The organism is Brooklawnia cerclae, from assembly GCF_011758645.1.
GTDB classification, from domain to species: domain Bacteria; phylum Actinomycetota; class Actinomycetes; order Propionibacteriales; family Propionibacteriaceae; genus Brooklawnia; species Brooklawnia cerclae.
On the sequence record NZ_JAAMOZ010000001.1, the window covers coordinates 972,896 to 994,597 of the forward strand.

Below are 21,702 nucleotides of genomic sequence, written 5' to 3' on the forward strand. Positions count from 1 at the left end.
GAGAACGAAGACCAATGCGGCACACCTTTCGGGAGACGTGGTCGGGGCTGAAGCGCAACGCTTCGATGACGATCGCCGTCATCGTGACGATGACCGTCTCGTTGACCCTCTTCGGGCTGTCGGTCATGACCTTCCAGGAGGTCGATCGGGTCAAGGGCCGGTGGTACGACAGGATCGAGATCTCGGTCTTCCTGTGCACCGAGGATTCGGCCGGGACGAGCCAGAGCGGCACCTGCGAACCGGGGGAGGGCACCTCCGACGTACAGCGCGAGAACATCCAGACCCGGCTCGAGCAGAACGTCGATGTGCAGGAGGTCTTCTACGAGTCCAAGCAGGAGGCCTACGACGACTATCGGCGCACCTACGCCGACTCGCCCCTCCTCGACTCCCTGACCGTCGACCAGATGCAGGACTCGTTCCGGGTCAAACTCAAGGATCCCGAGAACTATCAGGGAGTGGTGGCCGAGGCACAGAGCCTGCCCGGCGTCCAGAACGTGCTCGACCTCCACGAGGTGCTCGACCCGATCTTCTCGGTGCTCAACGGCCTTCAGTGGGGGACGATGGGTATGTCCGTGCTGCTGCTCGTCGCCGCCATGCTGCAGATCGGGAACACCATCCGCATGTCCGCGTTCACGCGCCGGCGCGAGATAGGCATCATGCGTCTGGTCGGTGCGTCCAACGTCTACATCATGTTGCCGTTCCTGCTGGAATCGCTGTTCGCGGGCCTCATCAGTGCCGCGTTGTCCGGGGCCGCACTCCTGGGCACGTACTTCTTCCTGATCGACCGCAACGCTAAAGTCTCAATCCAGGCTTTACCCTGGATTACCTGGTCAAACGCGTGGTTGGCCGTCGGAGCGGTTGCCATAGTGGCGGTTGTGCTGTCTATCGTGCCCACATTGATCACCACGCGCAGGTATCTGCGCGTCTGAACCTATGTGGGGGTGTAGACGTGACTCGAGGACTTTCCCGGGCCGCCGGCGGCCACTCGAGGTACACGGCTAAGCGGCGTGCGCCCTGGCTCGGCCGGGCGCTCGCCGGCATCATCGTCATCGGGGCGGTCGTGGGCATCGCGGTCCCGGCCCATGCCGACGACCTGGACGATCAGCAGGCGGCTCTGCAAAGCGAGTTGGACGCCAGCAGCCAGTCGGTCGACGAGGGCTACTCGCAGCTGTCGCAGGCGACCGACGCGGTGTCGGCATCCCGTCAGGCACTCGCCGACGCGCAGGCCGTCCTGGCCAAGGCGCAGAGCGACCGGGACGCGGCCCAGGCCGAGGACGCCAAGAAGGCCGAGGAACTCGATTCTGCGAACCAGGCGCTCGACGATGCCAAGGCCCGCGTCGCCGAAGGACAGGCGGCGGTGACGGCGCAGCAGAAGAAGGCGGCGTCCGATCTGGCCGTCAGCCACCAGCAGAACACCGCGATGATGGCGGTCGGCATGCTCTTCACCGACAGCGAGGACCCCACCAACGTCAGCTCACGCATCCAGTGGGCGTCCACCCTCTACCAGGCGAATGCCTCCGAACTGAACCGGCTCACCGAACTGCAGCTGCAGCTGCAGAACGAGCAGGCGTCCCTGGCCCAGCTCGAGGACCAGGCACGCGTCGCTCGCGAGGCCGCGGCCGACCAGCTCTCGGCGACGCAGGCCGCGGAACAGGCCGCGGATGACGCCGCAGCCGCGGTGTCCGATCTGGTCGCCCAGAACGAGACCGCCGAGGCAACCGCCGCGGACGCGTTGTCGGCGCGACAGGCGGCCTATGCGGACATGCAGGCCCAGATGGATGACGTCACCGCCCAGATCAACGCGCGCAACGCGCAGCGTGTGGCGGCTGCCGCAGCTGCTCAGCAGAGCAGCTCCAGTGGCTCGTCGAGCAACTCCGGGTCGTCGGGAAGTGGTTCGTCGAACAGCGGCGGTTCGTCCAGTAGCGGCGGGTCGTCGTCCGGATCGGGCTTCCCGCTCTATATGCCGGCCAACGGCCCCTACACCTCGCCCTTCGGCTACCGGTACAACCCGGTGTACGGCTACTCCGAACTGCACGACGGCCTCGACATCGGCGCCTCCTGCGGGACGAACGTCTACGCGGCCGCGTCCGGCGTGGTCACCCAGGCGATCCCCGCGGCCTCCAGCGGTGGCTGGGGCAACCGGGTGGTCATCGACAACGGCTGGATCAGCGGCGTGCAGGTCAGCACCGGCTACAACCACATGACGAACTACATCGTCAGCGTCGGTCAGTCCGTCAGCCGCGGACAGGTCATCGGGTACGTCGGGACGACCGGTCTGTCGACCGGCTGCCACCTGCACTTCCACGTGTGGATCAACGGCAGCGTGACCGACCCGGCTCCCTACCTGTGATGCGACCGGTGTGACACGGCCAGGGGTCAGATGCTGGTGCTTCTGAGCCGTTCCCTGGTGATGTCGGCCATCGACTCGGAGAACTCCCTGGTCAGGTGATTGTCGTCGAGATAGACGTTGACGCCGCCGATGACTCCCGGGCACACGTTGCCGGTGCAGATCACGTCGGACAGGTCGAGCGACATGTAGCCCTCGATCTCGCTCAGGTCGGCGTCCGGCATGGTCTCGGAGTAGATCATCGATCTCGACACCATGCACCCGGTCACAGGGTTGGTGGTGGTCACGCCGAGCGAGCACTCGTACATGTCGAAGGGGAAGCGTGGGTTGTCGCGTACGCCGATGAGCCTCGTGACACCCGCATCGGCCAGGACGCGCACGTACTCCTCGATGCCGGCGACCGCGACGTCAGGTGTGTCCGCGGACGCGGCCGTCGCGTAGAACAGGACCGTGTCGGGGGCTTCGGCGGCCACCGTCGCCAGCACGTCCTGATTCCAGGCGACGCAGGTCTCGACCTGGTCGTCGGTGGGGGGACGGAACTGGCAGCCGCCGAGCAGAAGCGTGACGACGCGGGCCCCGTCGGCGAGATAGCCGGGTGTGATGGCCGGCAGCAATTGCTCCATGTGGGAGTCACCGATGGCCACGACCGTCGAGGTGTAGACCCCGTCGTCCGGGAGCTGTTGGGCGCACGTGGCTTTCTCGCGTCGATCGATGGCTGCGTACGCACCGTCACAGGCATCGGGCAGGCCGGCCCAGCTCTCGCCCCTGGCCTCGGGGATCGGCACGGTGTCGACCCCGAACTGACGAGCCGGGTCGTCCAACTCACCCGCGGAGAAGACGCGGGCCCCCGGATGATCACCGACGGGTGACTCGCTCGCCCGGACGTCCTGCCGGTGCTCGAGGAACGCGATCGGTGCGACGCCGACCGCCAGCGAGGTCGCCACGACGGCCGCTTTGTGCCACAGCGAGGAGTTCGTCCAGGGAAGACGGCGCAGGGGAGCGTCGACCCACTTGGTGAGCAGCGTAGCGGTGCCGATAGAGACCATGATCAGCACCACACCCTCGGCCGGCGAGAGCTGGTCCTGTTCGCGGGCGCCGAGGTACACCGCGATGATAGGCCAGTGCACCAGGTACAGCGCGTAGGAGATGTCGCCCAGGGCCACCAGTGGCCTCAGCGACAGGAATCGGGCGAGGCCGCCGGGGGCGTCCGCGGTGCCGACGGTGAGGACGGTGGCGGCGGCGAGCATCGGGATTGTGGCCATCGGGCCGGGGTAGGTGCCGATGGAGACCAGGGAGAACAGGACGATCGTGCCCAGCCCTCCCCATCCGATGACCGCCTTCCATCGATCGGGGACGCGCACCAGGGGAGCGACGACGGCCACCATCGATCCCAGGGCGAATTCCCAGATGCGTGAGCGGGTGTCGAAATACAGACCCTGGTACTCCGTCGCCCGGGCCACGAGCAGCCAGATCATGCTCGCGACCGCGAGTGTGCCGAAACCGGCCATCGCGATCACACGGATCCGTTTGCCCAGACGGCGCGCGATGAGCACGCACGCGGCCATCAGCAACGGCCAGATGAGGAAGACCTGCCCCTGCATCGACATCGACCACAGGTGCATGAGCGGGCTGGACAGCGAATGCTCGGCGGCGTAGTAGTCGGTCTGGTTGCCGAGGAGTCGCCAGTTCTGGAAGTAGAACAGGGACGCGATCGCCTGCTCGAGGATCTCCGGGCGCCTCGTGCGCGGGAGGAACATGTAGGTGAGGGTCACGGCGAACCAGATCGCGAGTACGAGCGGAGGCAGCAGGCGCTTGAACAGGCGCAGCCACTGGTCGGGCAGGCTCGGCATCGTCCCGCTCTCACTGCGGCGGATGAACGAGCCCGCAAGCAGGTACGCGCTGATCATCAAGAACACGTCCACGCCGATCGGGGAGCCGACCTGCCAGGCGTGGAAGCCCATGACCTGGAGCATGCAGATGGCGCGCAACCCCTGGATCTCTGGCCGGAATGTTGATGCGGCCGGTCGTACGTCGATCGCGGGAGCCGCCGAACTGCTCGGTTTCACTCACGCAGAGTAGCCGGACGAGCGCCGGGAACCGAAGCCCGACTCACATCGTGTCACTCTCACTCCGCGTGTGGCCTGTACAGGGTCGTTCCCTGAGCCTGTCGAAGGGTCGTTGTGGAATGAGGCAGCCGCACAGGTCGAGGTGTCGCCCACCGGGTCGTTCCCTGAGCCTGTCGAAGGGTCTTGTATCGCCATGGGACCCAAGCGATTCTAGGAGGTCGTTCCCCGAGCCTGTCGAAGGGTCGTTGCGGATGCCCTCCGCGTGGGGCCTGTACTAGGCTGGGGTGTCCGACACGGATGAGGGGAGGAACCATGCCCAGGGAAAAGGGTCGCACGGTGGTGGCGCAGAACAAGAAAGCGCTGCACGACTATGCCATCGGCGATCGCGTGGAGGCCGGGCTGGTCCTCACCGGCACGGAGGTCAAGTCGTTGCGGGCGGGGCGGGTCAGTCTGCTGGACGCGTTCGCGACCATCGACGACGGCGAAGCATGGCTCCGCAACGTGAACATCCCCGAATACACATTCGGGACGTTCCACAACCATGCGGCCAAACGGAACCGCAAGCTCCTGCTGCACCGCAAGGAGCTCACCCGGCTCGAACGCCAGGTGGAGGATTCGGGCCGTACCCTCATCCCCTTGTCGATCTACTTCTCCGACGGCTATGCGAAAGTCGAACTGGCCGTCGCGACCGGCAAACGCGACTGGGACAAGCGGCAGTCCATCGCCGCTCGCGACGCGCAACGCGACACCGATCGAGAGCTCGCCGAGCACCGTCGCCGACGTCGCTGATCGGCGCCGGTTCGCCGGAGCCGATCCGGGTTCTCAGGGACGCGTCCGGGGGCTTTCGGGGGCTCTCGCCCATGGTCTTCCACCGTCGGTGCGGTGACCATGGGAACATGACTTCCACTCCGCAATGGCCTTTGATCAACAGCGGCGACCCGTCGTCCAGTCGGCCGTCGACCGCCAACCCCGATGCGCCCGTGGACGAGCCCCAGCGCGACCGCGCCGAGCGCTTCCTCCATGACGCCTTCCGCGATGGCCGTCTGACCACCGCGGAGTTCGAGCGCCGATTCACCTCGGTCATGAACGCTTCCCGGCGCGACCAACTCGCCCAGGCCGTGGAGGGGATCCCTGCCAGGGCGTCCAGCGCTCTCACCGTGATGAACGACCGGTTCAACGCCAACAGCCGAGGCCGTCAGGCGCCACCTCTGCCGGCCGCGATGCCGTCGCCGGGCACGACCGGTGCCACCCTCGCCCACCTGTCCGGCCTGATCAGCAGTATCTTCGGGCCGCTCGTCGCCTATTCGATCGCCCGGCCCGGCACCTACATGCGCCGCGAGGCGGCCAAGGCGTTCAACTTCCAACTGGTGGCTGGCATCAGTTTCGTCGCTGTCGCCGTCATAGCCGGGATCATCGACTTCGGCGGGCTTGTGCCGCTGGCCTGGCTGGCATGGTTCGGGTTCACGATCTACGGCGGCGTGAAGGCGGCGTCCGGCCAGGACTGGGCCAATCCCGTCAATCGGCTCACGCACCTGTCGCCTCTCCCGACCGACGGGCGGTGAGCGCGGACGACGGCATCCCGGGTACGGGAATGGCCGGTGAGCGGGTATCGTTGTACGAACAGCGGCCGGGACCAGCGTCTCGCGCCCGCACGGAGTGGTCAGCACTCAGGTATCGCTGACAACTGAACATGGGGGTGATCGGTTTCGACTGGAGATGGTAGTTCCAGGAGAAGCGGGTCGAGAATCCAAGGTCAACTCGTTAATGTCCCTTGGAAACCAATAAGTGCCAACGCAAAGCGCACTGACTTCGCTCTCGCTGCCTGAGCAGTGAACGAAGGGTCAGCCCGGATGTAGCCTTCCGTCCGGATACTGGCCTAATTTAGGAGGCTTGCTCATCAGCTCCAGTCCGGAGGGCTGATGGGGACTTAAACCGGGCTGGGCCTGTCTGCGACATGCTGACGTGAGCGCAGGGGCCGAGCAGAACGATTTGTCAGCTGCACCCGGAGAATGTCTGGTCCGCCTCGTCAGGACGCGGGTTCGATTCCCGCCACCTCCACCATAGAGGGCTTAGTAGAACCCGGGACCGCCGAAAGGCGGCCCAGGCACGAAGCCCACGATGTTGTCACGGAAGAGGGGCAGTCCATCTGGACCGCCCCTTCTTCGTTGTGTGCATGGTTGGCATTGAGCGACCGCGTGAGCGCGCCCTGCATCTCCGCGACTACCTCTGAGGGGCGTTCCGAAGCCTGGCTCAGCGCGTCGGGCGGGTCGGGAGCATGGTTGCTCGTTCTTCGTCGATGGGCGGATTTACTACGAGGTGACCTCAACCCTGCTCTGGCTAGGTGATTCGCCTGGAAGAACATCCGGGTGGCGACAGGATCGATTTGTAGAGTTGCTGCTGTCGTGCCCGGGGCGTCAGTGCGCCTTCATTCCGCCGAGGACGGTGTCGACGGTCTGGGCGATGAAGGCGTGGTCTATCGGTGCGTGGCCGAGCAGTAGTCGGAAGTAGAGGGGGCCGTAGAGCGCGTCGACCAGGGCGCCGGAGTCGATGTCGCCGCGGAGTTCCCCGGCCTCGTGGGCATCGGCGTACATCGCGGCGGCTACGGCCCGCCGAGGGGCCAGCCAGCGCTCGCGGATGGCGTCGGCGAGCGCGGTATCGGTCTGGGCTTCGGCGATCAGTCCGCGGAGCGTGCGTCCGCCCGGGGTGGTCTGGAGGAAGTCGGTCAGGGCGGTCATCTGGGCGATGATCGTGTCGCGGAACGGCAGGCCGGTGACCGGCTGGATGAGCGGTTCAGCCTCGGCGAGGAAGGCGTCCATGATGATCGCGGCCTTCTTGGGCCAGCGCCGGTAGATCGCGGTCTTGCTGGTGCAGGCTTGCTCGGCGATGGCGTCGAGGGTCACCGCGGTGTACCCGCGCTCGTCGACGAGGTGGAGGGCGGCAGCCATGATCGCGGCGTCGAGGGTGTCGTCGCGGGGTCGGCCCACGGCGCGGGTCCCGGCGTTCATCGCACCCCGTAGCGCTCGCCCTGCACGAGGTCGCCGAGCGGCGCGAGTGCGGCCAGCGCCTCAGCCGGAAGGGTCAGGGCCGAGGCGGCTAGGTTCTCGTCCACTCGCTCCGGGCGGGTCGTGCCGGGGATGGTGACGATCGGGATGCCGAGCCGCTCGCTCTGGGCGTAGACCCAGGCCAGCGCCACGGCGGCCGGGCGCAGGCCGAGGTCGTCGGCGAAGCGCCGGACGCCGGCGACGATGGCTTCGTTCGCGTCGCCAGCCTCGCCGACGAAGCGGGTGTTGTGGGCGCGGAAGTCGCTCGGCGACAGTGCGGAGCGGTCGACGGTGCCGGTCAGGAAGCCGCGGCCGAGGGGGGAGAAGGCGACCAGGCCCACGCCGAGCTCCGCCATGACGGGGGCGAGCGCTTCGGGGTCGCGGGTCCACAGCGAGTACTCGCTCTCCATCACCGCGATCGGGTGCACGGCGCAGGCTCGGCGCAGCTGGTCTGCGTCGAACTCCGAGACGCCAAGGTGCCGCACTTTGCCGGTCGCGACGAGCTCGGACATCGCGCCGACGGTCTCCTCAATGGACGCGTCCTCGGGCGGGCGGTGGCAGTAGAGGATGTCGATCTCGTCCACGCCCAGGCGTACCAGCGACGCATCGCAGCTCGCCTTCACGTACCCGGCCTGTCCGCGGAACGCTTGCTGGTAGTGACCCATGCTACGGTCGATGCCGAACTTCGTCGCGATCGTCGCCTGCTCACGCCGGTCGTGGACGGCGCGGCCGACCAGGACCTCGTTGTGGCCCAGGCCGTAGACGGCGGCGGTGTCCAGGAGGCTCACTCCGAGGTCGAGCGCGCGGTGGATGGTCGCCACCGAGCGATCCCAGTCTGCAGCGCCGTAGGTGCCGCTCATCCCCATGCACCCCAGCCCCAGTCGGCTGAGTTCCAAGCCGTCGCCCACGCTCACCGTCGATGCCATCGCGGCTCCTTTCCTCGTCACGAGTCGGTCCACATCGAAAATAGCACGGTTTCGCTACTGAATGACTCGTAATATCAGGGTTCGTGTCCGCCGCGCAACGGTTCAGCGGCGGAGCATCCGCGAGCCGGAGACCACGACGAGGGCAGCGACCAGGATCGTGAGGCTGACGAGAACGGGTACCTCGGGCCAGGCGATGAGGGCGCCCGCGGCCAGCAGCGGCGGGATCATCATGCCCGCGTAGCCGAACAGGAAGACGCCGGCCAGTGCCTCGCCGCGCCGTGCCGGGTCGGCGAGACTGCCCACGACGCCGAGGGCGCTGCGGTAGAGAATGCCGACGCCGGCGCCGGCGAGCCCACCGCCGACGAGGAACAGCCCGAGCGAGGCGAAGACGGCACCGCAGCCGAGCGCCGCGCAGCCGAGCATCGCGACGATGATCGCAATGAGGATCTGGGTGCGCAATGCGATTCGCGCGGTGAAGACCTGGGCCACAGCTGCGGCCATGAACGCGATGAAGGGTGCGAGCCCCGCGAGCAGGTGTGAGTGCTGGCCGAGGATGCCGACCAGGAAGGTCGGGGCGAGGCCGGTGAACGTGCCGAACACCGCGGAGGCACCGAAGGCCGCCGCGCCCGCCGCGACATAGGCGCCGCGGGACGCCGTCGGCACCGCGATCCGCTGCGGCCGGTATGCCGGCCGGGGCTCGCACCGCTCGACGGTCTCCGGGACAAACGACACGAGGACGCCCTCGATGACGAACAGGACCGCGAACACGACGTACGGCACGACGAGCGGCCGCGCGGTGTAGCTGGCGATGACGCCCCCGAAGAGCGCGCCGAGGGCGATGCCGCCGAGGTTCGCGAAGATGGCGACGATGTTCGAGACGACAGGGGCGCGCCTTACCGCGGTGCCGAGCTCCGACAGGTGCGCGGTCGCGGTGGCGGTGAAGACGCCGACGCTGAGACCGCAGATGAGCCGGTCGACGATGAGCCCCGCGACATCATTCCAGACCACGAACAGGACCGCCGAGATCAGGTCCAACAGCAGCGCGGCCAGGATGACGCGACGCCGGCCGAACCAGTCGGACAGGTGACCGGCGAGATACAGGCTCAGCATCACGCCGACCGCATACGCCGCGAAGATCACGGTCAGGACGAGCGTCGGGAAACCATCACGCTTCTGATAGATCGCATACAACGGCGTCGGCACCGCGCAGAACGCCATCTCCGTGAGGAAGGCGAGCGCGATGATCCAGAAGCCGCCGCGATGCGGGATCGCGCCACGGCGCACGACCGAACCGGGCCGAGGCGTCAGAGCGTCGTCAATATGCACCGTCGAGGCCATCGCAGATCCCTTCGCTATTACGAGACCGTCAGTGGCGAAACTACCACTGTTTCGCTACTGACGGTCTCGTAATAGGTGTCTCCGCACACCGGGCGCTGGACCTCAGCCCGTTACGGCGCCGCGATACGGCCCAGGGACTCAGGCCTCGGCAAGGGTTTCGCGCAGGGGCCGCCTCTCGCTGAGCTCTGCCTAGTGCTGCAGGGTGGTCTGATGGATCGTGATGCCGATCCTGGCGGCCGGTCGCGCAGCTGTACTCCAGCGTCCCTCGTTCACCTGGCGTCCTGCACGGGTTCGGCCCGCGTGACGAGATGGCGCATGTCCGAGTAGCGGTCTCCGACGGGACGCGGGAGTGCGTCGAGGCTGCGCAGCTGGTCGCCGGTGAGCCGGACGGACGCTGCGGCCAGATTCTCTTCCAACCGGGTGACGCGCCGGGTGCCGGGGATGGGGACGATGTCGTGCCGGTCGCCGCCCTTGGCCAGCAGCCACGCGATGGCCACCTGGGCTGGGGTGGCGTCGAGTTCGGTGGCGATCGCCTCGATGCGCTCCACGATGCGCAGGTTGGCCGTAAGCGCGGTGTCGGCGAAACGCGGATGGTTGCGCCGGGTGTCGCCGGCATCGAACTGGTCGCTGCTGTGGATCTGGCCGGTGAGGAACCCGCGCCCCAGCGGCGAGTACGGGACCAGGGGAATGCCGAGTTCGCGCAGCGTGGGCAGCACCTCGTCCTCGACGTCCCGCGACCACAGCGAGTACTCGGTCTCGACCGCGGCGACCGGATGCACGGCGTGAGCGCGGCGGATCGTGGACGCATCGGCCTCCGAGAGTCCGTAGGCGAGGATCTTCCCCTCCTGGATCAGCTCGGCCAGGGCGCCCACGGTGTCCTCGATGGGCGTGGACGGGTCGGGGCGGTGCTGGTAGTAGAGGTCGATGCGATCGGTGCCCAGCCGCGTCAGCGACCCCTCGACGGCGAGGCGCACGTTCTCCGGCCGCCCGTCGTTGCCCTGGCGGTCGCCGTCCAGGTACGAGATGGTGCCGAATTTCGTGGCGATCACCGCCTGGTCGCGGATGCCGTGTAGCGCCCGGCCGACCAACTCCTCGTTCGTGTACGGCCCGTAGAGCTCGGCGGTATCAATCAATGTCGCCCCGAGCTCGACGGCCCGGCGGACGGTGCGAATCGACTCATCCTCGCCCTGCCCGGCGCCCGTGTAGAACGCGGACATCCCCATGCAGCCCAGTCCGATGATTCCCACTTCGGGACCGCCTGCCCCGAGCCGTGTCTGCTGAAGCATGAAAGCCCCTCTCACCTGTTCGAACAATGCGATCTTGCGGGTCAGTGGCGCGGTGGCCGTGCTCGAGGCGCTCGATGCGTGCCTGCACGTCCCGGCGGCGCTGGCGGAGCCGGGCGCCGCACTCAGTGACCGTTCATCGTCGAAGTCAATCTAGCACCATTACGCTACTGTACGACTCGTAATAAGCGTCTCGGTGCACCGGGCGCTGGGCTTCCGCACGCTACGGCGTTGCGATGCGGCGCGGGGAGCCCAGCGCGTCGTCGAGGAGCTCGCGCAGGGGTCGCTTCTCGCCAGGCTCCCTCCAGCGCCGCATGATGGGCCTGATGGACGACGACCTCCTCGTCGAGGTCGACTATTCCGCCATGACCGTGAAGGGTGTCATCCGTGGCGTTCCACCCCGGCAACGTCGCGACGAACTTCGCCTCGGACGCTGACAGCTACTTTCAGCGCGTTTACCACGGCGTATTCAAACGATTTCTCATCTCCCCGAGCAAGGGCGGCGCGAGACTTCGGTACTTCGTCGACGGCAGACCGGGAGAGGCATGGAGGTCGGGCGAATATTACGGAACACCGGGATGGATCGGGCGCACGAACCGCCAGGCCTACAGCCCCGAAACCGTGCGCGACCACTGGCAACGCAGCGCCGACATGCTCGGCATCCACTGGTGAGAGTCTCGTGCTCACGCTGCCTCCAACCCATGCATCAGGGAGGCAGAGACGCTGGTTTTCAGTCCGCGTTGGACGCCTCCCACGCGGCGAGTGCCGACGGCGTGGTGATTTCGTCGATGGCGAGTGCGATGGCGCCGCGGACGGGCCCGTCGGCTTGGTGCACGCTGTCGCGGATGGGCGGGGGTAGCCGCCGGTGGAAGGCCATCAACCCCCGTTCGTAGGCGTCGTCGAAGGCGGCGGGTGCCGCTGCGCGGATGCCGGTTGCCAGTCCGCCGATGGTGACGATCTCAGGGTCGTGTATGTTGACCAGGCCGGCGATACCGGCTCCAAGTGCGCGTGCGACGGCGTCGACGGCGCGCTTGTCGCGAGGGCTGGTCGATGTGCCGGATCGGACGGCGTCGAGCAGATGCTGAGCGTAAGCGATGGGGTCGCTCGGGGGTTCGTCGCCACGGTTCCGGGCCAGGGCGCGGCCGTCGATCATGAGATCCCAGCAGCCGTAGGCACCACACGGGCACGGGACGGTGGGGTCGCCGAAAGGCAGGTGTCCGAACTCGCCCGCCGCGCCGTGGGCGCCGGTGACAGGCTGTCCGTCGACCAGGATCGTACCGCCCAGTCCGACGGCGATCAGGATGTGGAGCGCGACCCGCGCTGAGCGGGCGGCGCCGGTCCGTGCCTCGGCCAGGCCACTCAGGGTGGCGTCGTTGCCCACGATGAGCTGAACGTGTGATGGGTCCGGTATACGGCTGGTGAGAATTCCGAGGTCGACGTCGTTCCAGCCACGGATCGTGAACTGCAGCAATTCGGTCCCGCTTACTAGCCCGGCCACCACCGCGACGACAGCGCGCACTCGCCGAGGAGCGCCTGCCTGTGTCGTGGCCACGATGTCGGCGATCTCGGACAGGAACGCCGCGGGTTCGCGATCGCCGTAGTCGCCCGCCCCGACCACCTTCTGGTTGCCGGTGAGGTCGGCGATCAGGACTCGCCATCGCGGGGTGTTCAGATCGACGACGACCACCAGCGGACCTTGCGGGTTTGCCGCGAGGAGGGTGGTGGGGCGACCCCGGCCGCTGGCCTCGGCGCGTTCTTCGGAGAGCAGACGGGCGTCTCGTAGGCGCTCGATGAGTTCGGTTGATGCCCCACTCGAGAGTCGCAGCCGATCGGACGCCTGGGTGCGCGTGATCCCGGGCTCGGCATGGACGAGGCGCAGCAACTCCGAGGCTGTCGACCAGCGTTGTCGGGCAGCGCGAGGGCTCGGCGTATGCGTCATTGCCCACGAGTATTCCACTCGCTTAATATACTCGTAGCGCGAGTAAAAACTGGAGAGATGGGCTGAGCGTGGTTGAGGCTGTGGTGGGCGGTAGGTCTGGCGTCGGGTCGGCGCGGGCGCGTCCCGGGATCTTGGTGTTGGCGGCTGCGGTCTTCGCCGGGGTGACCACAGAGATGCTGCCCGTCGGTCTGCTTCCCGCGATTGCCGACAGTCTCCAGGTGTCGGAGTCCACCACAGGCCTGCTGGTGAGCTTCTATGCGGTGATGGTGGCGTTGGGTGCGGTCCCGCTGGCGGTCCTGACGCGTCGGTTCCGGCGCAAGCGGCTTCTGCTGGCGGTGATGGGCTGCTACACGCTGAGCAATGTCGTCGCGGCGGCCGCGCCCACCTTCGCCGTGCTGGCGGTGGGCCGCGCGATCGGAGGCCTCTCGCATGCGCTGTTCTTCTCGGTCGTCATCGGGTACGCCGTGCGCTTGGTGCCGCCGGCCATGACGGGCAGGGCGCTGGCGCTCGTCTCATCCGGGGCCTCGGTCGGCTTCGTCCTGGGTGTTCCTCTCGCCACGGCGCTCGGGAACGCGGTCGGATGGCACGTTGCATTCTGGTTGCTGGCGGCACTGATGCTCCTGGTGCTGGCGCTGATCGCCGTTGTCCTGCCCGATGTCGACGCCCCGGCGACCACGGCCTCGGCGATCCCCGGGCAGCGGGGTCGGATGGCCCTCGTCGTCACGTCCAACGCGCTCGCGTTCGTCGGCCACTTCACGCTCTACACCTATGTGAGCGTGTTGCTGCTCCGATCCGGAGCTACGCAAGCTGCCGTCGCGCCGATCCTGCTGGTCTTCGGTGTGTTCGGGCTTCTTGGCGTCTGGTTCGGCGGCCCGTGGCTCGACCGCAGTCCCCGCACCAGCGCACTGTTGATCCTCGGGATGGTCGGTGTGGGCATCCTTGCGGCAGCGATCGGCTACCCACATCTCGCCGGGGTCGTCGTGGCAGGCGCGGTGTGGAACGGCGCGTGGGGACCCGTGTCGTCGGTCTACCAGGTGGCCGCCGTCCGAACTCGAGCTACCTCGCCCGAACTCGCCGGGGCCTGGATCAACGCCACATCCAATGTCGGCATTGCTGTCGGGGCTGCAATCGGCGGGCGCGTGCTCGCTGCAGCCGGAATCCGCGAGGATGCCTTCCTCGCCTTCGGCGCCGTGATCGCCGCAATGGCCGTGTTCGTGTTGGCGCAGGTGTGCAGGCACTGATCTTCGACTGGGACGGCGCTCTCGCCGACAGCACGACCGCCAACTATCTCAGCCCGCGTGAGGGAGTGCTCCCGATCCGGGTAATGACAGGGACTGCCTCACAGGCCTCGGGGAGACTTGGCTGAGGCCATGAAGATTCTCAGTGTCGGCGCGACGGGCAGCATAGGACGTCATGTCGTGGCAGAAGCCTCGCGACGAGGTCATACGGTGCGCGCGCTCACGCGCGACCAGAGCCGTGGCCGCGGGTTCGGTTCCTTCGCGGAAGTTGTGGTGGGGGATCTGACTCGTCCCGAGACGCTTACTGCCGCGGTCGCGGGCGTCGAGGCCGTGGTGTTCACCCACGGCGCGGCGTATGGAAGTGACGGCCTGGAGGCGATCGATTACGGCGGTGTGCGCAACGTCCTGGCGGCGATCGGTGATCGTCCGGTGCGGATCGCGCTCATGACGGCGATCGGTGTGACGGGCCTGGGGGCCCTGCACGACTGGAAGCGGCGCTCGGAGCGGCTGGTACGTGCCAGTGGCCACGACTACACGATCGTGCGTCCGGGATGGTTCGACTGCAACGACGCCGATCAGGAGCATCTGCACTTCCTGCAGGGTGACACACGACATGCCGGGAGCCCGGCGGATGGTGTCGTTGCACGCAGCCAGATCGCACAGGTGCTCGTGGCGTCGGTGACCAGCGCGGCGGCGGCACGGAAGACGTTCGAACTGGTCGCTGAACGCGGCCCGGCCCAGACCGATCTGGAACCGTTGTTCACCGCGCTCAGCGCGGATGCCGTCGGAAGCCTTGACGGGGTCCGGGACGCGGCGAACCTGCCGTTGGGCGACGAACCGGCGCGGGTACGTGTGGACCTGGACGCGGTGCGCTCGCGGTCGTGACCCACATAGCCACCGAGACCTCAGCGGGGTCCCGCGCAGAATCCCGTCCAGAATGAGGCGATGGGTATCCGCTCCCAGGCCGTGCCGGGGAAGCGGATACCCATCGTCTGTTGTTCAGCGCCGGCGAGCTTCCGGAAGGAGTTCGTGGGCTCCGTAGCTGTTGTCATCGGGGTTGACCGTCACGCCGGGGGCGACGATGGCGTCGATGCGGTCCAGCACGTCGGCCGGCAGCGTGATGTCGGCGGCCGGCAGGTAGGACTCCAGGTGCTGCATCGTCCGGGGCCCGACGATGGCGGCGGTGACACCGGGATGGTTGATGACGAACGCGATCGCCATCTGCAACAGCGGGATACCGGCCTGCTCGGCCACGGTGGCGAGTTCCTCGACGAGGTCGAGCTTGCGCTGGTTCGCCGCGGTCGACATGTCGAATCGGGCTCCTGGCCGCGCGGCCGATGTGGGGGTGGAAGCGGCGTTCTTGCGCCAGCGACCCGACAGCCACCCACCGTCCAACGGCGAATAGGTGAGGGTGCCCATGCCGTACCGTTGCACGGTCGGCAGAACGTCCTCCTCGATTCCGCGCACCAGGATCGAGTACGGCGGCTGTTCGGTCACGAATCGCTCCAGGTTTCGCTCACGGGAGATCCACTGGGCCTCCACGATCTGCGAGCCGGAGAACGACGAGGAGCCGACATAGCGCACCTTGCCCTGATGCACGAGATCCGACAACGCGCCGAGAGTCTCGGTGATATCCGTGTCGGGGGTGGGCCGGTGCACCTGGTACAGGTCGATGTGGTCGGTGCCCAGCCGGCGCAGCGAATTCTCGACCTCCTGGACGATCCATCGGCGTGATCCACCACGATGGTTCGGGTCGTCGTCCATCGGCATGAAGAACTTCGTCGCAAGGAACACGTCCTCGCGTCGGCCCCGTAGGGCCTCGCCGACGATCTCCTCCGATGCTCCGCCGGAGTACACATCGGCGGTGTCGACGAAATTGATGCCTGCGTCCAGAGCGGTGTGGATGATGCGAATGGCATCGGCTTTGTCGTTGTTGCCCCACGGGCCGAACATCATGGTCCCCAAGCAGAGGGGGCTGACCTGCACGCCGGTGCGGCCGAGCGGACGGTACCTCATCGATTGCTCCTTTCCATGGTGACGGCGCATATGACCGCCGAACACCTCGTGCGAGGCTATGCCGCTGCGCACTGGCCGGGGAGGGCCTGTTCTTACCTGCCTCGGGGCAGGGCGGATCAGGCCGCGTCCTCGCCGGACCCTGTGAGAGTGGCGATGTCGATGACGAACCTGTAGCGCACGTCCGAGGCCAGGACGCGGGCATAGGCATCATTGATCTGGGAGGCCGCGATCAGCTCGGTCTCCGGGGCGATGCCGTGTTCCGCGCAGAAGTCCAGCATCTCCTGGGTCTCGGCGATCGACCCGATCCCAGAGCCTGCGAAGGAACGGCGGTTGCCGAACAGGGTGAACACGTGCAGAGGCAGCGCCTCCGCGGGGGCGCCCACGTTGACCATCGTGCCGTCCAGCCGTAGCAGACCCAGGTAGGCGTCCAGTTCGAGCGGGGCACTGACAGTATTGACGATCAGATCGAAGTGGTTCGCGAGTCGCTCGAAGGTGCCCGGATCACCGGTCGCGTAGTACTGATCGGCGCCGAGCGCGAGGCCGTCGTCCTTCTTCCGCAGCGACCGCGACAGCACCGTGACCTCCGCGCCCATCGCGTGGGCGATCTTCACGGCCATGTGGCCGAGCCCGCCCAGGCCCACGACAGCGACACGCTTGCCTGGCCCGGCATGCCAGTGCGCCAGCGGTGAATAGGTCGTGATTCCGGCACACAGCAGTGGTGCCGCCTTCTCGTACGGGATGGACTCCGGCACCCGCAGCACGAAGTCCTGATCGACCACCACATGAGTGGAGTAACCGCCCTGGGTGATCGTGCCATCACGATCGACGGAGGCGTAGGTGCCGACGTTGCCCTTGAGGCAGTACTGTTCCATGCCTGCCCGGCAGTTGTCGCACTCGCGGCACGAGTTGACCATGCAGCCGACTCCGACCCTGTCGCCCACCTTGTGCCGGGTGACCTCGGGGCCGATCTCGACGACCTCGCCGACGATCTCGTGCCCGACCACCTGCGGATAGGTGATCGGCCCCCAGTCGCCGTGAACGGTGTGGATGTCGGAATGACAGATGCCCGCGTAGCGGATCGCGATCAGCACATCGGTGGGGCCGACGTCCCTGCGCTCGATGGTGGTGGGCACGAGGGGATCGGTGGCGGACGGCGCGGCATAGGCATTGACGGTGAGCAAGGCTTTCTCCTTATGTTGCGGTAGGCGATTCAGGAAGTCACAGGTATATCGGTCGAGGCATTCGCGGGGACGATCACCGCTCGGCGCACGGTGAAGGCGGCGGGCACGATGAGGGCAAGAGTGCTGAGCAGATTTGCGACGAGGAAGAGGAAGCTTGGCTCGGCCACCGGTGTGTGGCAACAACACCGACGGCCGAGCGGGAGGACGCGCGCGATCAGGCGAGTTTGACCATGACCTTGAGTGCTTCGCGGGTGTTCATCGCGGCATAGCCGGCGGGCACTTCGTCGAGGGTTACGGTGCGGTCGAACACCTTGCCGGGGTTGATCGTGCCATCGAGGACCTGCTCGATGGCGGGTTCGAGATATGCGCGCACCGGGGCGGGGCCACCGGCCAGGCGAGCGTTCTTGCCGAACAGCGATCCAAAGCCGATGGGCGCTTCCTCGTACTGGGGCACTCCGACCCGGGAGATGATGCCGCCGGGTCGGACGATGCCGTAGGCCTGCTCGTAGGCGGGCAGATGGCCGACGGCCTCCAGCACCGCGTGAGCGCCCTCGCCGTTGGTGAGGTCCAGAACCCTCTGTATTCCCTCGGCGCCTCGCTCGGCCACCACGTCGGTGGCGCCGAACTGCACGCCCAGGCTGGTGCGATCCTGATGACGGCCCATCAGGATGATCCGCTCCGCGCCGAGTTGCTTCGCGGCCAACACGGCGGAGAGCCCGACCGCACCGTCACCGATCACGGCCACGGTCTGCCCGGGCTTGAGCTGTGCCATGTGAGCGGCGTGGTATCCGGTCAGATACACGTCCGAGAGGGTCAGCAGCGATGCCAGCAGGCTTTCGTCGGCAGTGTCGGGGTCGACGCCGGCGACTCGCACGAGAGAACCGTTGGCCTGCGGGATGCGGGCCAGTTCGGCCTGCAGACCGCCGGTCTCAGGGGTGCCATACCACCCGCCGTGGATGCACGCGGTGTTGAGGCCCTCACGACAGAACACGCAGGTGTTGTCGCTGAACGCGAACGGGGCGATCACGAAGTCGCCCTTCGCTACGGCGGTCACCTGCGAACCGACCTCCTCGACGACTCCGATGAGCTCGTGGCCCATCGGAGTGCCGATGCCGGAGGCCGGCAGAGAGTGGTAGGGGTGAAGATCGGAACCGCAGATGCACGCGCGCACGGTGCGCACGATCGCGTCCGTCGGTTCCTGGATGATCGGGTCGGGAACGGTCTCGATGCGCACGTCGCCGGCACCGTACATGAACGTCGCCTTCATAAAGTCAGCCGCGTCTTTCTGTCAGAGTCAATAGATAGCCCCTGTCGGGCCACTACCAAGGAAACGCCAGCCCACGGCGGTGCGGGAGTCTTTGTTCTTCCGGGTACTGGCAGAACCTCCATGAGGACGCGGGCCGGACGCTCTCGGCCTCTCGTCCGGGGCACCACAGACGGGTCGTCGGCTACAGGTAACACCAGAGCCTCCTTGTCGGTGAATGCTGTGCGTAGCGTTGACGGCATGGACGAGAAAGCCGAGGTCCGCGAGTTCCTGATCACTCGCCGGGCACGCCTCAGCCCCGAAGATGCCGGTCTGCCCGCGTACGGCGGAAAGCGACGGGTCTCCGGATTGCGTCGCGAGGAGGTCGCCATGCTCGCCGGCGTGAGCGTCGACTACTACATCCGCTTGGAACGAGGGAATCTGGCCGGCGCTTCGGAGAGTGTGCTGGCGAACATCGCCCGGGCCCTGCACCTGGACGAGGCCGAGCACGAGCACCTGTTCGATCTCGCTCGGCGTGCCAACGCGGGCCCGATTCCTCGGCGTAGGCCGGCCGAGCCACGTGTGCGATCCTCGATCCGGCAGGTGCTCGACACGATCAGCGAAGCCCCGGCCTGGGTACGCAACGCACGCCACGACATGCTCGCCGCGAACCGACTCGCCCTCGCCCTTCACGCGCCGATGCTCACCGACCCGAAGCGTCCCGCCAACAGCGCGCGGTTCATGTTCCTCGACCCCGCAGCGAAACAGTTCTGGTGTGACTGGGAACGAGCTGCCGATGACACCGCGGCGTTCCTGCGCGCCGAAGCCGCCCAGAACCCCTACGACAAGTCACTCAGCGACCTGATCGGGGAGTTGTCGACCCGCAGCGAGGACTTCCGGCAGCGCTGGGCCAAACACAACGTCCGTTTCCACCGAACCGGTACCAAGAAAATCCATCACCCGGTGGTCGGCGATCTCGACATGGGCTTTCAGGCGATGGAGTTCCCGTCCGACCCGGGCCTCGTCCTGCTCGTCTACACCGCTGAACCTGGCACTCCGACGGCCGATGCCCTCAAGGTGCTCGCATCCTGGGCTGCCACCCAGGACCAGCTGAGTGCCGAGCTGTCCAGCACGAACGCCGCGACCAAAGCGGAATAGCCAGGGGCCACAGGTCGTCCCGCCCGGTGTGGCTCCGGGCGGGACGACCACGGGCATCAGTTGAATTCGAGCGGATGCGAGCCGACGCGTCCCGATCCGTCGCCCGGGTCGAGCGCGTCGATACCGGCGATCTCGTCCGCGGTGAGTTCGAAGCCGAACACGTCGAGGTTCTCGGCCATGCGCGCCTTGTGGGTCGACTTCGGGAAGACGATGACTCCCTTCTGCAGGTGCCAGCGGATGACCACCTGCGCGGGCGTCGCATCGTGCGCGGCCGCCGCGTCCGCGACGGCCGGATTCTCGAACAGCGGGTACTTGCCCTGACCGAGTGGGCCCCATGCCTCGATCCTGGTGCCGTTGGCCTGTGCCCACGCGACCACGTCGCGCTGCTGGTAGGCGGGGTGCAACTCGATCTGGTCGACGGCGGGGACGACACCGGTGTCCTTGACGATGCGGTCGAGATGCTCCGGCAGATGGTTCGAGACGCCGATGGAGCGGGACAGTCCCGCGTCCCGGATCTCGATGAGCTTCGACCAGGCATGCGAATAGGTGTCCTTCGCCGGCGTCGGCCAGTGCGTCAGGTAGAGATCGACGTAGTCCAGCCGGAGTTTGTCGAGGCTCTCACGGATCGCGTCGAGCGGCTGGTCACCCGACTGCCGGTCGTTCCAGAGCTTGGTCGTCACGAACAGCTCGTCGCGGGGGATGCCGCTGCTCTCGATCGCGGCGCCCACGCCGTCCTCGTTCCCGTAGATCGCGGCGGTGTCGATGTGTCGGTAGCCGACCTCCAGGGCTTCGCTCACGACTCTCTCGGTCTGCGCCGAAGGCACGCGGAAGACGCCGAAACCGAGCTGGGGGATGTCGAAGCCAGAGTTGAGGGTCACTGAGGGAATGGTCATGACGCCAAGGGTAGGAACCGCTAATCTACAAGTCCAACAGCTTGCGGTCATGAGATTGAGAAGTGAGGCGGATCAGTGGATATCCGGCAGATGGAGTACGTGATCGCCCTCGCGGAAGAGCGCAACTTCACACGCGCCGCGGACCTGACCGGGATATCCCAGTCGGGGCTGTCGTCGGCGATCCGAAGCCTTGAGGAGGAACTGGGGACGCAACTGTTCGAGCGCACCACACGGCGGGTGGAACCGACAGCCGCCGGCCTCGCGCTGGTTCCGCACGCGCGCTCGATCCTCGACGAGGTGGCGCGCGCGAGGGACGCCGTCGTGCGGGCCAGCCGCGCGGCGACCGGATCGCTCCGTGTAGGTGCCGAGCAGTGCCTCGGCCTCGTCGATGTCGCGGCGCTGCTGGAGCGCTTCCATCGCCGGTATGCGGGTGTGAAGACGGAATTCGTCCAGGCCGGGTCGCACGATCTGGTCGAGGCGACCCGCTCCGGGGAGATCGACGTCGCGTTCGTGGCGACGAACAAACGCCTGGGAACCTTGCGCCAGACGGTCATCGGGCAGGAGCCGCTGGTGGTGCTCCTTCCTCCGGAGCATCGCGTCGCGGCGAGCACGCCGCTGCGCTGGAGTTCGCTGGACGGCCAGGACTTCGTCGACTTCGGCACCTCGTGGGGCGTCCGGACGCTCAACGACGAGGCACTCGCGGCGCACGGGGTGAACCGGCGTGTGCGTTGCAGCGTGAACGATGTGAACACGCTTCTCGACCTCGTGCGTCGTGGCCTGGGCATCGCGATCGTGCCGAAGCACGTCGCGGCCAAACCGGGGGCGTCGAGTCTGATGAGCATGGCACTGCCGGGGTCGACGACACCCGACTGGACCGTGAGCGCGATCACCACCGCGCAGGAGCACACCGACATCCCCGCAGTGCTGTTCCTCGAACTGCTCGGCGATTCCCGCGGCATGCGGGAACTGGCGACGGTGCGGTGAGGTTGCGCGTCGGACGGGTACTGAGAGGGCCTGTTTCGAACTGGTCGGC

19 protein-coding genes and 1 other RNA gene are annotated in these 21,702 nt (G+C 67.1%); 10 read left to right on the forward strand and 10 right to left on the reverse strand.

Annotated features, from left to right (window positions below):
• The first annotated feature begins 14 nt into the window (after positions 1 to 14).
• Together ftsX and FB473_RS18400 are read left to right on the forward strand one after the other, a co-directional pair.
• Positions 15 to 929 carry a permease-like cell division protein FtsX gene (ftsX, locus tag FB473_RS04845; protein ID WP_208390437.1) on the forward strand — a complete coding sequence of 305 codons (915 nt, stop codon included), beginning with the start codon at positions 15 to 17 and terminating at the stop codon, positions 927 to 929.
• A 20-nt stretch (positions 930 to 949) separates the two neighbouring features.
• The gene (locus tag FB473_RS18400; RefSeq protein WP_167165327.1) at positions 950 to 2,350 is read left to right on the forward strand and encodes a peptidoglycan DD-metalloendopeptidase family protein; all 1,401 of its coding nucleotides are present in this window, start codon (positions 950 to 952) and stop codon (positions 2,348 to 2,350) included.
• A gap of 26 nt (positions 2,351 to 2,376) precedes the next feature.
• Here FB473_RS18400 and FB473_RS18405 read toward each other — a convergent pair whose 3' ends face one another.
• Positions 2,377 to 4,413: an acyltransferase family protein gene (locus FB473_RS18405; RefSeq protein ID WP_167165329.1), complete on the reverse strand. Its 2,037-nt coding sequence runs from the start codon at positions 4,411 to 4,413 to the stop codon at positions 2,377 to 2,379.
• A 312-nt stretch (positions 4,414 to 4,725) separates the two neighbouring features.
• Between FB473_RS18405 and smpB the strand changes: the two genes are divergently transcribed.
• The 3 genes from smpB (at position 4,726) to ssrA (ending at position 6,474) form a co-directional block, all read left to right on the forward strand.
• A complete protein-coding gene (gene smpB, locus FB473_RS04860) occupies positions 4,726 to 5,202 on the forward strand; it encodes an SsrA-binding protein SmpB (RefSeq protein WP_167165331.1) in 477 nt (158 codons plus the stop codon).
• 107 nt (positions 5,203 to 5,309) lie between these two features.
• Positions 5,310 to 5,975, forward strand: coding sequence for a DUF1707 and DUF4870 domain-containing protein (locus tag FB473_RS04865; protein ID WP_167165333.1), 666 nt, complete (start codon positions 5,310 to 5,312; stop codon positions 5,973 to 5,975).
• Positions 5,976 to 6,105: 130 nt separating this feature from the next.
• Positions 6,106 to 6,474: a transfer-messenger RNA gene (ssrA, locus tag FB473_RS04870) on the forward strand.
• Positions 6,475 to 6,827: 353 nt separating this feature from the next.
• Here ssrA and FB473_RS04875 read toward each other — a convergent pair.
• The 4 genes from FB473_RS04875 to FB473_RS04890 all read right to left on the reverse strand — a co-directional run bounded on the left by FB473_RS04875 (position 6,828) and on the right by FB473_RS04890 (position 11,004).
• On the reverse strand, positions 6,828 to 7,418 hold the full coding sequence (locus tag FB473_RS04875) for a TetR/AcrR family transcriptional regulator (RefSeq protein ID WP_167165335.1): 591 nt from the start codon (positions 7,416 to 7,418) through the stop codon (positions 6,828 to 6,830).
• Positions 7,415 to 8,380: an aldo/keto reductase gene (locus FB473_RS04880; RefSeq protein ID WP_167165337.1), complete on the reverse strand. Its 966-nt coding sequence runs from the start codon at positions 8,378 to 8,380 to the stop codon at positions 7,415 to 7,417. The genes FB473_RS04875 and FB473_RS04880 overlap by 4 nt, the downstream gene beginning before the upstream one ends.
• A 102-nt stretch (positions 8,381 to 8,482) precedes the next feature.
• Complete coding sequence (locus FB473_RS04885) at positions 8,483 to 9,718, reverse strand: MFS transporter (RefSeq protein ID WP_167165339.1); 1,236 nt, start codon at positions 9,716 to 9,718, stop codon at positions 8,483 to 8,485.
• Positions 9,719 to 9,987: 269 nt separating this feature from the next.
• Entirely contained in the window at positions 9,988 to 11,004 is a 1,017-nt protein-coding gene (locus FB473_RS04890; protein WP_208390438.1) for an aldo/keto reductase, read from the reverse strand.
• Between the two features lie 384 nt (positions 11,005 to 11,388).
• On the opposite strand from FB473_RS04890, the gene FB473_RS04895 reads away from it, so the two are divergent.
• Positions 11,389 to 11,673 carry a hypothetical protein gene (locus FB473_RS04895; RefSeq protein ID WP_208390439.1) on the forward strand — a complete coding sequence of 95 codons (285 nt, stop codon included), beginning with the start codon at positions 11,389 to 11,391 and terminating at the stop codon, positions 11,671 to 11,673.
• A 58-nt stretch (positions 11,674 to 11,731) separates the two neighbouring features.
• Here the strand turns inward: FB473_RS04895 and FB473_RS04900 are convergent, their stop codons facing one another.
• Positions 11,732 to 12,940 (reverse strand): ROK family transcriptional regulator, encoded by a 1,209-nt coding sequence (locus FB473_RS04900; RefSeq protein WP_208390440.1) that lies wholly within the window; start codon positions 12,938 to 12,940, stop codon positions 11,732 to 11,734.
• A 68-nt stretch (positions 12,941 to 13,008) separates the two neighbouring features.
• Between FB473_RS04900 and FB473_RS04905 the strand changes: the two genes are divergently transcribed.
• Together FB473_RS04905 and FB473_RS04910 are read left to right on the forward strand one after the other, a co-directional pair.
• Positions 13,009 to 14,181 carry an MFS transporter gene (locus FB473_RS04905; RefSeq protein ID WP_208390441.1) on the forward strand — a complete coding sequence of 391 codons (1,173 nt, stop codon included), beginning with the start codon at positions 13,009 to 13,011 and terminating at the stop codon, positions 14,179 to 14,181.
• A 129-nt stretch (positions 14,182 to 14,310) separates the two neighbouring features.
• Entirely contained in the window at positions 14,311 to 15,063 is a 753-nt protein-coding gene (locus FB473_RS04910; RefSeq protein ID WP_167165340.1) for an SDR family oxidoreductase, read from the forward strand.
• A gap of 114 nt (positions 15,064 to 15,177) precedes the next feature.
• On the opposite strand, the gene FB473_RS04915 is transcribed toward FB473_RS04910, so the two are convergent.
• The 3 genes from FB473_RS04915 to FB473_RS04925 all read right to left on the reverse strand — a co-directional run bounded on the left by FB473_RS04915 (position 15,178) and on the right by FB473_RS04925 (position 18,642).
• A complete protein-coding gene (locus FB473_RS04915) occupies positions 15,178 to 16,194 on the reverse strand; it encodes an aldo/keto reductase (RefSeq protein ID WP_167165341.1) in 1,017 nt (338 codons plus the stop codon).
• 116 nt (positions 16,195 to 16,310) lie between these two features.
• Positions 16,311 to 17,375 carry an NAD(P)-dependent alcohol dehydrogenase gene (locus FB473_RS04920; RefSeq protein ID WP_167165342.1) on the reverse strand — a complete coding sequence of 355 codons (1,065 nt, stop codon included), beginning with the start codon at positions 17,373 to 17,375 and terminating at the stop codon, positions 16,311 to 16,313.
• 214 nt (positions 17,376 to 17,589) lie between these two features.
• Complete coding sequence (locus tag FB473_RS04925) at positions 17,590 to 18,642, reverse strand: zinc-binding dehydrogenase (protein ID WP_208390442.1); 1,053 nt, start codon at positions 18,640 to 18,642, stop codon at positions 17,590 to 17,592.
• A 237-nt stretch (positions 18,643 to 18,879) separates the two neighbouring features.
• Here FB473_RS04925 and FB473_RS04930 point away from each other — a divergent pair, with 237 nt between their 5' ends.
• Entirely contained in the window at positions 18,880 to 19,776 is an 897-nt protein-coding gene (locus FB473_RS04930) for a helix-turn-helix transcriptional regulator (RefSeq protein ID WP_167165343.1), read from the forward strand.
• A gap of 56 nt (positions 19,777 to 19,832) precedes the next feature.
• Here the strand turns inward: FB473_RS04930 and FB473_RS04935 are convergent, their stop codons facing one another.
• Positions 19,833 to 20,669 carry an aldo/keto reductase gene (locus FB473_RS04935; RefSeq protein WP_167165344.1) on the reverse strand — a complete coding sequence of 279 codons (837 nt, stop codon included), beginning with the start codon at positions 20,667 to 20,669 and terminating at the stop codon, positions 19,833 to 19,835.
• A gap of 75 nt (positions 20,670 to 20,744) precedes the next feature.
• Between FB473_RS04935 and FB473_RS04940 the strand changes: the two genes are divergently transcribed.
• Positions 20,745 to 21,653 carry a LysR substrate-binding domain-containing protein gene (locus FB473_RS04940; protein ID WP_208390443.1) on the forward strand — a complete coding sequence of 303 codons (909 nt, stop codon included), beginning with the start codon at positions 20,745 to 20,747 and terminating at the stop codon, positions 21,651 to 21,653.
• Positions 21,654 to 21,702 lie beyond the last annotated feature (49 nt).

What these genes read in the sequence shown, in the direction of transcription:
- ftsX (WP_208390437.1), top strand. Translation starts at nt 15, where the DNA reads ATGCGGCACACCTTTCGGGAGACGTGGTCGGGGCTGAAGCGCAACGCT.
- smpB (WP_167165331.1), top strand. Translation starts at nt 4,726, where the DNA reads ATGCCCAGGGAAAAGGGTCGCACGGTGGTGGCGCAGAACAAGAAAGCG.
- FB473_RS04865 (WP_167165333.1), top strand. Translation starts at nt 5,310, where the DNA reads ATGACTTCCACTCCGCAATGGCCTTTGATCAACAGCGGCGACCCGTCG.
- FB473_RS04875 (WP_167165335.1), bottom strand. Translation starts at nt 7,418, where the DNA reads ATGAACGCCGGGACCCGCGCCGTGGGCCGACCCCGCGACGACACCCTC.
- FB473_RS04880 (WP_167165337.1), bottom strand. Translation starts at nt 8,380, where the DNA reads ATGGCATCGACGGTGAGCGTGGGCGACGGCTTGGAACTCAGCCGACTG.
- FB473_RS04885 (WP_167165339.1), bottom strand. Translation starts at nt 9,718, where the DNA reads ATGGCCTCGACGGTGCATATTGACGACGCTCTGACGCCTCGGCCCGGT.
- FB473_RS04890 (WP_208390438.1), bottom strand. Translation starts at nt 11,004, where the DNA reads ATGCTTCAGCAGACACGGCTCGGGGCAGGCGGTCCCGAAGTGGGAATC.
- FB473_RS04900 (WP_208390440.1), bottom strand. Translation starts at nt 12,940, where the DNA reads ATGACGCATACGCCGAGCCCTCGCGCTGCCCGACAACGCTGGTCGACA.
- FB473_RS04910 (WP_167165340.1), top strand. Translation starts at nt 14,311, where the DNA reads ATGAAGATTCTCAGTGTCGGCGCGACGGGCAGCATAGGACGTCATGTC.
- FB473_RS04915 (WP_167165341.1), bottom strand. Translation starts at nt 16,194, where the DNA reads ATGAGGTACCGTCCGCTCGGCCGCACCGGCGTGCAGGTCAGCCCCCTC.
- FB473_RS04925 (WP_208390442.1), bottom strand. Translation starts at nt 18,642, where the DNA reads ATGAAGGCGACGTTCATGTACGGTGCCGGCGACGTGCGCATCGAGACC.
- FB473_RS04930 (WP_167165343.1), top strand. Translation starts at nt 18,880, where the DNA reads ATGGACGAGAAAGCCGAGGTCCGCGAGTTCCTGATCACTCGCCGGGCA.
- FB473_RS04935 (WP_167165344.1), bottom strand. Translation starts at nt 20,669, where the DNA reads ATGACCATTCCCTCAGTGACCCTCAACTCTGGCTTCGACATCCCCCAG.